The organism is Raineya orbicola (genome assembly GCF_002843425.1).
In the GTDB taxonomy this organism is placed as follows: Bacteria; Bacteroidota; Bacteroidia; order Cytophagales; family Thermonemataceae; genus Raineya; species Raineya orbicola.
Window position 1 is genome coordinate 1 of record NZ_NKXO01000025.1, and the last position, 12947, is coordinate 12947.

Consider the following 12947-nt stretch of genomic DNA (forward strand, 5'->3'; position numbering starts at 1 on the left):
TTCTGTTTGTAAAAGCAGGAGGATTTCTAATAAATTTGGCATTTTTTTTAGGTTAATCGTTGGAAAATTTTCCTAAATAAATGCCATTTTTTTATTTTTCCAAATACCTCAATTGGCGGTCATATTGAACTTCATTTTAAAAAAATAAAATTTCAAACATTTTCTCCGAAAAAAAGTTATGGATTTCAGAAGAATGAATAAATTTGCGAAAAAATAACCAAAATTTTGAACACCTTTCTTATTTGCATTTAGAGATTGAAGCATAGCTTTTTCTAATTTTAAATTTTTCTAACCAAACATTTTCATTGCTTTATGTATAAAAACTTTTTGGGTGCTTTGCTTTTAGGCACGATTTTTTTTATTGCTTGTACAAAAGAAAACCAAGAGCAACAAACTCCTATTCCGTTGTCTGTTGTGCAGGTAAAAGAGCAAGATGTAGAAGATTATGAGTATTATGTAGCTGATATTCAGGCAGTAAAGAATGTTGAGATACGCACCAAAGTAGCAGGCTTTTTGGAGCAAATTTTTGTTGATGAGGGGAAAAAAGTAAGTAAGGGACAGCCCCTTTTCAAAATCAATGATTTAGAGTATAAAGCGGAAGTAGCTACCGCTAATGCAAATTTACAAACGGCAACGGCAGAAGCTCATACGGCTGAAATTGAAGTAGAACGCGTGAAACTTTTGGTAGATAAAAAAGTAGTTTCAGAAGTAGAACTAAAAATGGCAGAAGCTAAATGGAAAGCCTCTCTTGCCAAAGTAGAAGAGGCTCGTGCCGAGCTCCAAAAAGCAGAGCTTAAACTTTCTTATACTATTATTCACGCCCCTTTTGATGGCTTAATTGATAGAATTCCCCTCAAAATTGGTAGCCTTTTGCAAGAAGGGACTTTGCTTACAACTATCTCTGATAACTCTTATATGTATGCCTATTTCAAGATTACCGAAAATGAATATTTAGAGTATATGAAGAAGCGTCAGTTGGATACCAGCATAAAGCAACAAGTCGTGAAACTTGTACTTTCCAACAATAGTGTGTATGCACACGAAGGGGTAATAGAGACTTTAGAAGGAGATTTTGAGGGTGGTTCGGGTTCTATTGCCTTTCGGGCTAAATTTCCAAATCCAGACCGCTTGCTCAAACACGGTGCTACAGGTAAAGTGTTGGCTTCTAAAAAAATACAAAAATCTATCCTTATTCCTCAAAAGGCAGTGATGGAAATTCAAGATAAAAACTATGTTTTCGTTTTAGATAAAAACAACAAAACTCAATTACGCAGTTTTATTCCACTCAAAAGACGCGAAAATTTTTATATTGTAAAATCGGGTCTGAAAGTAGGTGAAAAAATAGTAGTAGAAGGTATTCAAGGTTTGAAGGAAGGAGTTAGCATCAATCCTAAAATAATTTCTGTTGATAGTTTATTAGCTGAAAACTTGTAAATAATTTTTATGGTAGAGCGTTTTATTCGGCGACCTATTCTTTCATTGGTCATTTCTATTTTTTTTGTATTACTGGGCGTTTTGGCTTTATTCCAACTCCCTGTAACACAATTCCCTGATATTGCTCCTCCTTCGGTAACCGTTACTGCCAAATATACAGGTGCTAATGCCGAAACCTGTATGAATGCCGTTGCCATAACTTTGGAAAGGGCTATCAATGGCGTACCAGGAATGACTTATATGAGTACGGTTATCAACAATAGTGGTGTTACGCTTATTACGGTCTATTTCAAAGTAGGCACAGACCCCGATGTAGCGGCGGTAAGCGTACAGAACAGGGTAGCTACCGTAATTGATGAACTTCCCGAAGAGGTTATTCGTGCAGGCGTTTCTACCGAGAAGGAAGTGAATAGTATGTTGATGTACTTAAATATTTACAGCAATGACGAAAACGCAGACGAGGAGTTTATTTACAACTTTGCCGATATCAATATCATCAAGGAACTCAAACGTATTGATGGAGTAGGTTTTTGTGAAATTCTTGGCTCCAAAGAATACGCTATGCGTATTTGGCTCAAACCTTACCGAATGAGTTCCTATAAGATTAGCCCTGATGATGTGATTAAAGCCATACGCAGACAAAATATTGAAGCTGCACCGGGAAAAACAGGGGAAAGTTCGGCTAAAAAAGCTCAAAGTTTAGAGTATGTACTACGTTATACGGGAAAATTCAAAACCCCCGAAGAGTACGAAAATTTGGTTATCCGTGCCGAAAAAGATGGCTCTATTTTGCGTCTGAAAGATATTGCTGATGTAGAGTTTGGTTCGCTTACTTATTCAATGGTCTCTAAAACAGATGGGAGACCTTCGGCGTCTATTATGATAAAACAACGCCCTGGCTCCAATGCGGCAGAAGTTATTAAGAATATCAAAGCCAAAATGGCTGAACTGAAAGAAACTTCTTTCCCCCCTGGAATGACTTACAGCATTGCCTATGACGTTTCTCGCTTCCTTGATGCCTCCATTCACGAAGTTATTAAAACGCTCATAGAGGCGTTTATTTTGGTTTTTGTGGTAGTGTATCTTTTCTTACAAGATTTTCGTTCTACAGTGATTAGTGCTTTGGCTGTGCCTGTGGCACTGGTGGGAACTTTTGTTTTTATGCAACTTTTGGGTTTTTCGGTAAATATGCTCACGCTGTTTGCATTAGTGCTTGCTATCGGAATTGTGGTGGATAATGCGATAGTGGTAGTAGAGGCAGTTCACGTAAAAATGCACGAAAAACATTGTTCGCCTTTGCAAGCAACCATTGAAGCAATGAATGAAATTGCAGGGGCTATTTTGGCTATCACGCTGGTAATGTCGGCGGTATTTGTGCCTGTGGCATTTCTTTCAGGACCAGTGGGGATTTTTTACCGACAATTTTCACTCACCTTGGCTTTTGCAATAGTGATTTCAGGTATCAATGCTCTTACTTTTACACCTGCTTTGTGTGCTTTGTGGCTCAAACACACGCATTACCACGACCCCGAAGAGGGTGAAGAATCCTTGAAAAAGGCTTGGATTTATAAATTTTTTGAAAAGTTCAATCAAAAGTATGAGTGGTTTGAAAATTTCTATAAGAAAATAGTAGCCCGTATAGCTCCGCTGAAAAAAGTTACTTTGCTCACTACCGTGATGGCAATTGTTTTAGTGGTAGGCATTAGCAAAATTTTACCCACAGGATTTATTCCTACCGAAGACCAAGGAATGATTTATGTGAGTGTAACCTCACCTGTGGGTTCTACTTTGGAGCGAACATCTGCTACTTTGGATAAAATTCAGAGAGCTTTGCAAAAGCACGCGGCAGTAGAGTCTATTTCCACACTTGCGGGTTATAGTATTCTGACTGAATCCACAGGAGCCTCGTATGGTATGGGAATGATTAACCTCAAACCTTGGGAAGATCGCAAAGAAACCGCCGAAGAACTCACACGAATTTTTGCACAACTTACCGAAGAGATTAAAGAAGCAGAAATAGAGTTTTTCTTACCACCTACGGTGCCTGGTTTTGGAAATTCAAGTGGTTTTGAACTTCGTTTGCAAAACAAAACCGAAGACCTTTCTCTTACCAAGACCGCCCAAATTACGCAAAAATTCATAGAAGCTATCCAAAAACGCCCTGAAATCAAAACGGCTTTTACTACTTTTAATGCAGATTTTCCGCAATATCTCATTCATCTTGACCAAGAAGTTGCCGCCAAAAAGGGAGTAAGCATTGAGAACGCAATGGAAACATTGCAAGCTCTTATTGGTAGCTATTATGCCTCTAATTTTATTCGTTTTGGGCAAATGTACAAAGTAATGATTCAACTCAAACCACAATATCGCTCCAAACCCGAAGATATTCTACAACTTTATGTAAAAAATGAGCAAGGCGAAATGGTTTCATTTGCTTCTTTTGTACGTTTGGAGCGTGTGTATGGGGCGGAGCAAATCACTCGTTACAATATGTATATTACGGCACTTATCAATGGCGAAGCCGCCGAAGGTTATAGCAGTGGTGATGCCATTCGTGCTGTTGAGGAGGTTGCCCGAGAGGTTCTGCCAAAAGGTTATGTTATTGAATGGTCAGGAATTACAAGAGAAGAGATTTTGGCGGGAAATCAAACGCTTTATATTTTTTTAATTTGTTTGCTTTTTGTGTATTTGATACTTTCGGCTCAGTATGAGAGTTTTGCTCTGCCTTTGGCAGTACTGCTTTCTTTGCCTTTTGGAGTATTTGGCTCTTATCTTTTCTTGAAAATTACAGGATTAGAAAACAACATTTACGCACAAGTAGCTCTTGTAATGCTTGTAGGACTTTTAGGGAAAAACGCTATTCTGATTGTAGAATTTGCTATTCAACGCCAGCGACAGGGTATTTCAGCTTTGCAGGCGGCAATAGAAGGAGCAGGTTCTCGCTTACGTCCTATCTTGATGACCTCGCTGGCTTTTATTGCAGGGTTAGTACCTCTCTGCTTGGCTTCGGGAGCGGGTGCCGCAGGTAATCAGTCTATCGGAATTGCTTCCGTAGGAGGTATGCTGATAGGTACCGTGCTTGGTGTTTTTGTTATTCCAGGCTTGTATGTAATTATGGCTGAATTAGGTAAAAAGAAATCTAATGCCAAAGAGGGTATTTTGAAAGAAAATCATATTGCTGAAAATCAAGAATTTTTAACCTTTTCCGAAAAAAACTAATCATAGCTAATTATCTTATGAACCTGAAAAAATATTGTTTCTGGGCTGTCTTATTGTTAGCTTTTTCTTGCCAACGTTATTTTGCACCCATTCAAGAGCCTTTGAAAATAGATATTCCCCAAAATTTTGTAAGCCTCTCGCAAGATACTAATTCAGTGGCTTTGCTCAAATGGCAAGATTTTTTTCAAGATGATGAACTTGAAAACTTGATAGCCATCGCTTTACAAAATAACAGAGATTTACAAATTGCCTTACAACGTATTGAAAAGGCAAAAGCAGAGTATCTTTATACCAAAGGCATTTTATTGCCTAATGTGCGTTTTCACGCTTCGGCAGGGGCAGATAAATTTGGCGATTTTACGATGAATGGTGTGGGCAACTTTGACACCAACCTATCAGGAAACATTGGTGAAAATCAGCGTATCCCTACAAATCCGACTACGGACTTATTTGTAGGGTTGCGTAGTAGTTGGGAAATAGATATTTGGACAAAACTTCGTAGTTCCAAGAAAGCTCAACAAGCACGCATTTTAGCTTCGCAAGAATATAAAAACTTAATTACAACAGAATTGGTAGTACAAATAGCCACTTTATACTATCAGATTTTAGCTTTGGATAGTGAATTGGAAGTGGTTGTAAAAAATATTCAGTTGCAAGAGCAAGTTTTAGCTTTGATGAAAACACAAAAAGAAGCAGGAAAAGCAACAGAACTTGCTGTGCAACAAACACAAGCACAACTTTATCGTACCCGAAGTTTGAAATTTCTTTTGGAAAACCAGATTACAGATTTAGAAAATCAAATCAATTTTTTATGTGGGCGAGTGCCTCAAAAAATTGCTCGCAGTCAGAACTTATTAGAAAAAACTATTCCTACTATTCGTATAGGTACGCCTTTACAGATGCTTCGTTTACGTCCTGATGTGCGTTTGGCAGAAAGACAATTAGCAGCGGCACGTTTAGATTTACGTTCTGCACAAGCGGCTTTTCTACCTTCCTTAAACATAGATGCTTATGCAGGGCTGAACGCTTTCAGAGGAAATGTCTTGTTTAGTTCGGCTTCCATAGCTTATGGTATTTTGGGGGGGCTTACTGCTCCCATTTTTCAAAACAATGCCTTGAAAGCCAACTATAAGGTGAATTTAGCTCAAAACTATGAGGCGTATTTTGAATATCAGAAAACAGTGCTACGTGCATTTCAAGAAATACAGACTTTTCAAAAAATTCTTGCCAACCTTCAACAAGTCTATGAGTTGCGAAACAAAGAGGTAGAAGAACTTCAAAAAGCAATAATTACTTCGCAAGACTTATTCAAAACAGGATTTGCGAATTATTTAGAAGTTATTACCACGCAAAAAGCTGTTTTGGAGGCAGAAATAGATTTATTTGAAATTCGCTTGCATCAGTTTCAGTATGTTATTGCTTTGTACAGGGCTTTGGGAGGAGGTTGGCAGTAAAAATTTCACTTTGCAAAACCTTCCTTTCTATGAAAATGTTTATCTTTGTAAAAACGCCGCCAAGTTCCAACAGATATGGAAACTACTATTTTGCATATTCCTGAAAAGCTAAGTTTTACAGATGACGAATTTTTTGAATTTTGCAGACAGAACGACCATTTGAAATTTGAACGCACTGCCCAAGGCGATATTATTGTTGTGGCACTTACAGGCGGAAAAACGGGGAAATTTAATTCAGAATTGAATGCAGAAATTATATTGTGGAATAGAAAAGAAAAATTTGGAGTAGTATTTGATTCCAGCACAGGATTTCGTTTGCCTGATAGCTCTATCAAATCGCCTGATGTAGCGGTTATCAAGCGAGAGCGTTGGGAGGCATTGAGCGAAGTAGAAAAAGAAAAGTTTGTGCCTCTGTGTCCTGATTTTGTGATAGAAATTAAATCTGCTGCGGATAGGCTCAAAGATTTGCAAGAAAAAATGCGAGAATGGCTGGCTAATGGCGTAAAACTTGCGTGGCTAATAGACTTGCAAGAGCAAAAGGTTTATATTTACACACCAAACACCCAAGAACCTGAGATGGTAGAAGGTTTTGCCGATAAAACCCTTACAGGAAAAGACATTTTGCCAAATTTATTTATAGATTTGTGCGTTTTATTGTAGTCAGAACATTTTTTATTGCAAAAATTATTATTATGATAGAATTACCCATTGTAACTTCTGAAAAAGAATATAAAACCAAAAAACCGCATTGGTTACGCGTAAAATTGCCCGTTGGGTACGAATACGCCAAAGTGAGAAAACTCGTAGATACCTACAAACTGCATACAATTTGTGAAAGTGGTAATTGTCCTAATATGGGCGAATGTTGGGGAGCGGGTACTGCCACTTTTATGATTTTAGGAAATGTTTGCACGCGTAGCTGTACATTTTGTGCGGTTGCTACGGGCAAACCTACCGAATACGATACCGATGAGCCTCGCAGAGTAGCAGAGGCGATTAAACTTATGGGTGTAAAACACGCTGTTATTACTTCGGTAAATAGAGATGAACTCAAAGACCGAGGAGCGGCGATTTGGCACGAAACCGTAAGGCTAACCAAAGAATTATGTCCTGAAACTACTATTGAAACGCTTATTCCCGATGTGAAAGGCAATTGGGAAGCTCTTTATACTATGATTTCCGCAGGGCAGGAGGTAGTTTCGCATAATATGGAGACCATTAAGCGTTTGTATCGCAGAGTACGCCCACAAGCTAAATATGAGCGTAGTTTGGAGCAAATTCGCCGAACCAAAGAATTTGGCAAACGTACCAAATCAGGGATAATGTTGGGCTTGGGTGAAACCCGTGAGGAAGTGTATGAAGCAATGGACGATTTGGTAGCCAATGGTTTAGATATTCTTACACTGGGACAATACTTACAACCTACTAAAATGCACTTGGAAGTAGTTGAGTACATTCACCCCGATTTGTTTGAGCATTACAAAGAAGAGGGTTTGAAAAGAGGGTTGAAATATGTAGAAGCGGGACCTTTGGTGCGTTCTTCTTATCACGCCGAAAGGCACGTAAATGTTCCGATTTGATGTTTTTGCAATAATTTTACACCTAAATCTTTGATTTTATGGAACAACAAACCTTGCAAATTGAGATTCTCCCCAACGGACCTATGGTGGTTTATGGCAGTTGTACATTAAAAGTGAGTGGAGAGATTCAAAAAATTGAAAAAGAAAAAACTTTTCTTTGTCGTTGTGGTGCCTCGGAAAAAAAGCCCTTTTGCGATGGTTCGCATAAGAAAATAGGATTTCAAGGATAGCTTCTCCAAGACAAATAGCTGAATTATTGAAAAATAATTCTTAAAATTTTTTTGTTTTCAAAAATTATTCCTAAATTTGCAGTCCCTTACGGAAACCCTATCGTAAGGGATTGATTTTTTGAAATTTAAGCAAAAAAGTACAATGTCTGGTCTTATTGGAAAAAAAATCGGAATGACTAGCTTTTTCAGTGCCGATGGACAGCTTGTCGGATGCACGGTGATAGAAGCTGGTCCTTGCGTAGTTACGCAAGTGAAGACGAAGGAAAAAGACGGTTATGAAGCAGTACAGCTGGGTTTTGGCGAAGCAAAAGAAAAAAACACGCCAATGCCTTTGCTCGGACACTTCAAGAAAGCGGGTACTACCCCGAAACGTAAATTAGTGGAGTTCAAAGGGTTTGAAAAACCTCTTCAACTCGGCGATACGCTTTCTGTACAAGATGTTTTCGCAGAAGGTGATTTAGTTGATGTAGTGGGAACTTCCAAAGGTAAAGGTTTTCAAGGTGTTGTAAAAAGACACGGATTTAGCGGTGTGGGTGGGCAAACCCACGGACAGCACAACCGCCAACGCCACCCTGGTTCAATGGGTCCTGGTTCTACACCTGGGCACGTTTTCAAAGGTCGTCGTATGGCAGGTAGAACTGGTAATGACCGTGTAAAAGTGCAAAACCTGAAAGTTTTGAAAGTTATTCCTGAAAAGAACCTCATTATCGTAAAAGGTTCGGTACCCGGTGCGATAAACTCTTTTGTTATCATTGAAAAATAATTTTTACAGCGATGCAATTACCCGTTTTGAATATACAAGGCACAGAAACTGGCAGAGCAATTAACCTGCCTGATGAGATTTTTGCGATTGAGCCTAATCAGCACGTTGTGTATTTAGATGTAAAGCACTATTTGGCGGCACAGCGTCAGGGAACGCATAAATCCAAAGAAAGAAACGAAGTACACGGCTCTACCCGCAAACTTCATCGCCAAAAAGGTACAGGTGGCTCTCGTAAAGGTAGTATCAAGAACCCTTTGTTCCGCCACGGAGGACGAATTTTCGGTCCCAGACCTCGTGATTACGATTTCAAGCTCAACAAGAAAACCAAAATTTTGGCTCGTAAATCGGCTCTTACCTATAAAGCTCAAGAAAATGCTATCAAAGTATTAGAAAATTTCAGCTTTGATAAGCCCAAAACCAAAGAATATTTGGCAATTCTTGAAAAATTAGCTGTTCAAGACAAAAAGACGCTTCTCGTGCTACCCGAACACACACCTAATGTGTATCTTTCTGGTAGAAATTTACCCAAAGCAAATACTATCGTAGCTTCTGACCTCAATACCTACGCAGTAATGAATGCTGATGTGGTAATTTTGTGCGAAGGAGCAGTTGCCAAAATCCAAGAAATTTTAGTAAAAGAATAAGGATATGAAGACGATACTTAAAAAGGCGGTGATTGGCGAAAAAGCCGCAGGGCTTCACGATAAAGGTATCTACACTTTTATTGTTGATAAAAAAGCCAACAAAGTGGAAATCAAAAATGAAATTGAAAGAATATACGGCGTAACCGTAGAGAGTGTAAATACTTTACGCTACGGAGGAAAGCCCAAAGTACGTTATACCAAAACCAATGTTTTATCTGGTAGAACACAAGCCTATAAAAAAGCCCTTGTACGTGTAGCAGAAGGCGATTTTATAGATGTGTATGGCAATGGCTAAGCGTACCTTGCTGAAACTTTCATTAATTATAGTGCTTCACTGAAAAAGAAGAAACAAAATGGCAGTAAAGAAATTAAAACCCGTAACACCCGGGCAACGTTTTAGAATAGCTCCCGTTTTTACGGAAATCACCAAAACTGAGCCCGAAAAATCCTTGCTTGCTCCCCTGAAAAAAACAGGAGGTCGCAATAACCAAGGAAAAATGACTATGCGTTATATCGGTGGCGGACACAAAAGACGCTATCGTATCATTGATTTCAAACGCGATAAATTTGATGTATCAGCACAAGTGCTAAGCATAGAATACGACCCTAATCGTACGGCATACATCGCTTTGGTACAATACGAAGATGGGGAAAAACGTTATATTATCGCTCCCGAAGGCTTGAAAGTTGGAATGACTATCAAGTCGGGTAAAAACGTAGCCCCTGATTTAGGAAATGCTTTGCCTCTCGGAGAAATGCCTCTTGGTACTATTGTACATAACATTGAGTTCAAACCTGGAAAAGGTGGTGGGCTTGCCCGTAGTGCGGGAGCATATGCACAGGTACTCGCCAAAGATGAAAGATATGTTACACTAAAATTGCCTTCTGGTGAAATGCGTATGGTTCTTGCCACTTGTATGGCTACCGTGGGTAAGGTTTCTAATGCCGACCATATGAACGAACAAATCGGTAAGGCGGGTAGAAAGCGTTGGATGGGTATCAGACCTCGTACGCGTGGTGTTGCTATGAACCCCGTGGATCACCCTATGGGTGGTGGTGAAGGTAGAGCATCGGGAGGACACCCTCGCTCTCGCAAAGGTTTGCTTGCCAAAGGTAAGAAAACTCGTAACAAGAAAAAGTATTCTACTCGTTTAATCATCAGCAGACGTAAAAAATAACAAGAAGTATGGGACGCTCACTGAAAAAAGGACCTTACGTAGATTTCAGACTTACCAAAAAAGTCTTGGATATGGAAAAGTCGGGTAAGAAGTCGGTTATCAAGACTTGGTCGCGTCGTTCTACCATTTCTCCCGATTTCGTAGGACATACCTTTGCAGTACATAACGGAAACAAATTTATCCCTGTATATGTAACTGAACAAATGGTTGGTCATAAACTTGGCGAATTTGCCCCTACGCGTACCTTCCGCGGACACGCCGCCAAAAAAGATAAAGGTAAAAAGTAATGTATGGAATGGAGGATACTCCGAAAAACCTCTTAAAAACAACAAAGTATGGAAGCAGTTGCTAAACTTAGAAATGTACCTACTTCGCCTCGCAAAATGAAACTTGTGGTGGATTTAATTCGTGGTATGGAGGTAGGACAAGCCCTGAATGTACTCAAATATCAGCCCAATCACGCCGCTCGTAGCCTTGAAAAACTTTTGCTTTCAGCAGTGGCAAATTGGCAACAGCACAACCCCGATACCAGATTGGAAGATGCTGATTTGTTTGTAAAGACTATTTTCGTAGGACACGGCAGAATGCTCAAACGTCTTCGCCCTGCTCCACAAGGCAGAGCTCATCGTATTCGTAAGCGTTCTAACCACGTAACCGTGATTATTGATGATAGAAACGCATTGTTTGCTCCTTCTCTTGATAAACTCGTAAATGAATAAACACAATGGGACAAAAAACGCATCCGATAGGTTTCAGATTAGGTATTACCAAAGGTTGGGAATCTAATTGGTTCGGTGGAAAAGATTTCCCTGAAAAATTAGTAGAAGATGAAAAAATCAGAAAATACGTTGAAGCACGTGTTCCCAAAGGAGGCATTGCTCGTATCCTGATTGAACGTACCTTGAAACGTATTACACTTACTATCCAAACTGCTCGTCCCGGCGTGGTGATTGGCAAAGGAGGTAACGAAGTAGATAAAATCAAGGAAGAACTTAAAAAGCTAACTGGCAAAGATATTCAAATCAATATCTTTGAAATAGAACGCCCTGAAAAAGATGCTCGCTTGGTAGCCGATACCATTGCACAGCAAATCAGAGCTCGTGTTTCGTATCGTAGAGCTATGAAACAGGCAATAGCGGCGGCTATGCGTGTAGGTGTGGAAGGTATCAAGGTGAAAGTTTCGGGTCGTTTGGGTGGTGCCGATATGGCTCGTACTGAGCAATATAAAGAAGGGCGTATCCCTTTGCATACTTTGCGTGCCGATATTGATTATGCGGTGGCAGAAGCAGATACCGTATATGGTAAAATTGGTGTAAAAGTTTGGATTTTCAAGGGTGAAATTTACGGAAAACCCAATCTTTATCCGGGTCTTTCAGAAGAGGCTTCTTCTTTGAAAGAAAATCGAAAAAAAGGCGGTAGTGGTGGAGGAAAGAAAAGAAGAAGAAAAGAAAAGTAAGCCTTAAGCCTTCGGTTCAATGCCGTTACCATTGAGCAAGGAGGCTTTCGTTATGTGGTTACCTATTAAACGAAAAGAGCAATGTTACAACCAAAAAGAACCAAATACAGAAAACAGCAAAAAGGACGTGTGAAAGGCATTGCTACACGTGGAGCAGAAATTGCTTTTGGCTCTTTTGCTATCAAATCTTTGGAAGCGGCTTGGATTACGGCTCGCCAAATTGAAGCGGCTCGTATTTCAATGACTCGCGAAATGAAACGTGAAGGACAAGTTTGGATACGCATATTCCCCGATAAACCTGTAACCAAAAAGCCTGCCGAAGTGCGTATGGGTAAGGGGAAAGGGGCTCCTGAATATTGGGTAGCTTGCGTGAAACCGGGTACTATTCTTTTTGAAATTGCAGGCGTAAAACAAGAGGTTGCCCAAGAGGCTCTCAGGCTTGCCGCTCAGAAACTACCCGTGAAAACCAAATTTGTTGTGCGTAGAGATTATGTTGAATCTTAATGCTTGTGTGTTATGAAAGCAATGGAATTAAAAAAACTCTCTTTGGAAGAGTTGAAAGAGAAACTGGCAGAGGAAAGAGATGCTCTCTTAAAACTGAAAATGGCTCACGCTATCGCTCCCATAGAAAATCCTATGCGTTTGCGTGAGGCTCGCAAAGTTGTAGCTCGTATTCAGACGGTTATCAGACAGAAAGAACTCGGAAAATAAGAAAATTATGGAACAGACTGCCGTTGAACGAAATGCCCGTAAAGAAAAAGTTGGCAAAGTAGTTAGCAATAAAATGCAAAAATCTATCGTAGTTGCCGTAGAGCGTAGAGTGAAGCACCCTATTTATGGTAAGTTTATGAAAAAAACTACCAAGTTTATGGCTCACGACGAAAAGAACGAGTGTAATATCGGTGATGTGGTCAGAATTATGGAAACCAGACCACTTAGCAAACGCAAACGTTGGAGATTAGTTGAAATCATTGAAAAAGCCAAGTAAT

General features: G+C 39.6%; 16 protein-coding genes. All 16 read left to right on the forward strand.

Annotated features, from left to right (window positions below):
• The first annotated feature begins 312 nt into the window (after window positions 1–312).
• The 16 genes from Rain11_RS08520 to rpsQ all read left to right on the forward strand — a co-directional run bounded on the left by Rain11_RS08520 (window position 313) and on the right by rpsQ (window position 12946).
• Complete coding sequence (locus Rain11_RS08520) at window positions 313–1434, forward strand: efflux RND transporter periplasmic adaptor subunit (protein WP_101358936.1); 1122 nt, start codon at window positions 313–315, stop codon at window positions 1432–1434.
• Between the two features lie 9 nt (window positions 1435–1443).
• Window positions 1444–4653: an efflux RND transporter permease subunit gene (locus Rain11_RS08525; protein ID WP_101358937.1), complete on the forward strand. Its 3210-nt coding sequence runs from the start codon at window positions 1444–1446 to the stop codon at window positions 4651–4653.
• A gap of 17 nt (window positions 4654–4670) precedes the next feature.
• Window positions 4671–6107, forward strand: coding sequence for a TolC family protein (locus Rain11_RS08530; RefSeq protein ID WP_101358938.1), 1437 nt, complete (start codon window positions 4671–4673; stop codon window positions 6105–6107).
• A gap of 75 nt (window positions 6108–6182) precedes the next feature.
• Window positions 6183–6767, forward strand: a complete 585-nt coding sequence (locus Rain11_RS08535; protein WP_101358939.1) for a Uma2 family endonuclease — start codon at window positions 6183–6185, stop codon at window positions 6765–6767.
• A gap of 32 nt (window positions 6768–6799) precedes the next feature.
• Window positions 6800–7687, forward strand: a complete 888-nt coding sequence (gene lipA, locus Rain11_RS08540) for a lipoyl synthase (protein ID WP_101358940.1) — start codon at window positions 6800–6802, stop codon at window positions 7685–7687.
• Between the two features lie 38 nt (window positions 7688–7725).
• Window positions 7726–7917 carry a CDGSH iron-sulfur domain-containing protein gene (locus Rain11_RS08545; RefSeq protein ID WP_207764439.1) on the forward strand — a complete coding sequence of 64 codons (192 nt, stop codon included), beginning with the start codon at window positions 7726–7728 and terminating at the stop codon, window positions 7915–7917.
• A gap of 142 nt (window positions 7918–8059) precedes the next feature.
• Complete coding sequence (gene rplC / locus Rain11_RS08550; RefSeq protein WP_101358941.1) at window positions 8060–8680, forward strand: 50S ribosomal protein L3; 621 nt, start codon at window positions 8060–8062, stop codon at window positions 8678–8680.
• An 11-nt stretch (window positions 8681–8691) separates the two neighbouring features.
• Window positions 8692–9324, forward strand: coding sequence for a 50S ribosomal protein L4 (rplD, locus tag Rain11_RS08555; RefSeq protein ID WP_101358942.1), 633 nt, complete (start codon window positions 8692–8694; stop codon window positions 9322–9324).
• A 4-nt stretch (window positions 9325–9328) separates the two neighbouring features.
• Window positions 9329–9619 carry a 50S ribosomal protein L23 gene (gene rplW / locus Rain11_RS08560; RefSeq protein WP_101358943.1) on the forward strand — a complete coding sequence of 97 codons (291 nt, stop codon included), beginning with the start codon at window positions 9329–9331 and terminating at the stop codon, window positions 9617–9619.
• 58 nt (window positions 9620–9677) lie between these two features.
• The gene (gene rplB, locus Rain11_RS08565; RefSeq protein WP_101358944.1) at window positions 9678–10502 is read left to right on the forward strand and encodes a 50S ribosomal protein L2; all 825 of its coding nucleotides are present in this window, start codon (window positions 9678–9680) and stop codon (window positions 10500–10502) included.
• An 8-nt stretch (window positions 10503–10510) separates the two neighbouring features.
• Window positions 10511–10789, forward strand: coding sequence for a 30S ribosomal protein S19 (rpsS, locus tag Rain11_RS08570; protein ID WP_101358945.1), 279 nt, complete (start codon window positions 10511–10513; stop codon window positions 10787–10789).
• A 48-nt stretch (window positions 10790–10837) separates the two neighbouring features.
• On the forward strand, window positions 10838–11221 hold the full coding sequence (gene rplV, locus Rain11_RS08575; RefSeq protein WP_101358946.1) for a 50S ribosomal protein L22: 384 nt from the start codon (window positions 10838–10840) through the stop codon (window positions 11219–11221).
• Window positions 11222–11226: 5 nt separating this feature from the next.
• Window positions 11227–11958, forward strand: coding sequence for a 30S ribosomal protein S3 (rpsC, locus tag Rain11_RS08580; RefSeq protein ID WP_101358947.1), 732 nt, complete (start codon window positions 11227–11229; stop codon window positions 11956–11958).
• An 81-nt stretch (window positions 11959–12039) separates the two neighbouring features.
• Window positions 12040–12462, forward strand: a complete 423-nt coding sequence (gene rplP / locus Rain11_RS08585) for a 50S ribosomal protein L16 (RefSeq protein ID WP_101358948.1) — start codon at window positions 12040–12042, stop codon at window positions 12460–12462.
• A gap of 12 nt (window positions 12463–12474) precedes the next feature.
• Entirely contained in the window at window positions 12475–12669 is a 195-nt protein-coding gene (gene rpmC, locus Rain11_RS08590; protein ID WP_101358949.1) for a 50S ribosomal protein L29, read from the forward strand.
• A 7-nt stretch (window positions 12670–12676) separates the two neighbouring features.
• Complete coding sequence (rpsQ, locus tag Rain11_RS08595) at window positions 12677–12946, forward strand: 30S ribosomal protein S17 (protein WP_101358950.1); 270 nt, start codon at window positions 12677–12679, stop codon at window positions 12944–12946.
• The last annotated feature ends 1 nt before the right edge of the window (window position 12947 follow it).

Bases quoted from the DNA above. Each gene is read 5' to 3' on its own strand.
- Rain11_RS08520 (WP_101358936.1), top strand. From the start codon at position 313: ATGTATAAAAACTTTTTGGGTGCTTTGCTTTTAGGCACGATTTTTTTT.
- rpsC (WP_101358947.1), top strand. From the start codon at position 11,227: ATGGGACAAAAAACGCATCCGATAGGTTTCAGATTAGGTATTACCAAA.
- rplC (WP_101358941.1), top strand. From the start codon at position 8,060: ATGTCTGGTCTTATTGGAAAAAAAATCGGAATGACTAGCTTTTTCAGT.
- rpmC (WP_101358949.1), top strand. From the start codon at position 12,475: ATGAAAGCAATGGAATTAAAAAAACTCTCTTTGGAAGAGTTGAAAGAG.
- Rain11_RS08530 (WP_101358938.1), top strand. From the start codon at position 4,671: ATGAACCTGAAAAAATATTGTTTCTGGGCTGTCTTATTGTTAGCTTTT.
- rplB (WP_101358944.1), top strand. From the start codon at position 9,678: ATGGCAGTAAAGAAATTAAAACCCGTAACACCCGGGCAACGTTTTAGA.
- rplV (WP_101358946.1), top strand. From the start codon at position 10,838: ATGGAAGCAGTTGCTAAACTTAGAAATGTACCTACTTCGCCTCGCAAA.
- rplD (WP_101358942.1), top strand. From the start codon at position 8,692: ATGCAATTACCCGTTTTGAATATACAAGGCACAGAAACTGGCAGAGCA.
- rplW (WP_101358943.1), top strand. From the start codon at position 9,329: ATGAAGACGATACTTAAAAAGGCGGTGATTGGCGAAAAAGCCGCAGGG.
- rpsS (WP_101358945.1), top strand. From the start codon at position 10,511: ATGGGACGCTCACTGAAAAAAGGACCTTACGTAGATTTCAGACTTACC.
- rpsQ (WP_101358950.1), top strand. From the start codon at position 12,677: ATGGAACAGACTGCCGTTGAACGAAATGCCCGTAAAGAAAAAGTTGGC.
- lipA (WP_101358940.1), top strand. From the start codon at position 6,800: ATGATAGAATTACCCATTGTAACTTCTGAAAAAGAATATAAAACCAAA.
- Rain11_RS08525 (WP_101358937.1), top strand. From the start codon at position 1,444: ATGGTAGAGCGTTTTATTCGGCGACCTATTCTTTCATTGGTCATTTCT.
- Rain11_RS08535 (WP_101358939.1), top strand. From the start codon at position 6,183: ATGGAAACTACTATTTTGCATATTCCTGAAAAGCTAAGTTTTACAGAT.
- Rain11_RS08545 (WP_207764439.1), top strand. From the start codon at position 7,726: ATGGAACAACAAACCTTGCAAATTGAGATTCTCCCCAACGGACCTATG.
- rplP (WP_101358948.1), top strand. From the start codon at position 12,040: ATGTTACAACCAAAAAGAACCAAATACAGAAAACAGCAAAAAGGACGT.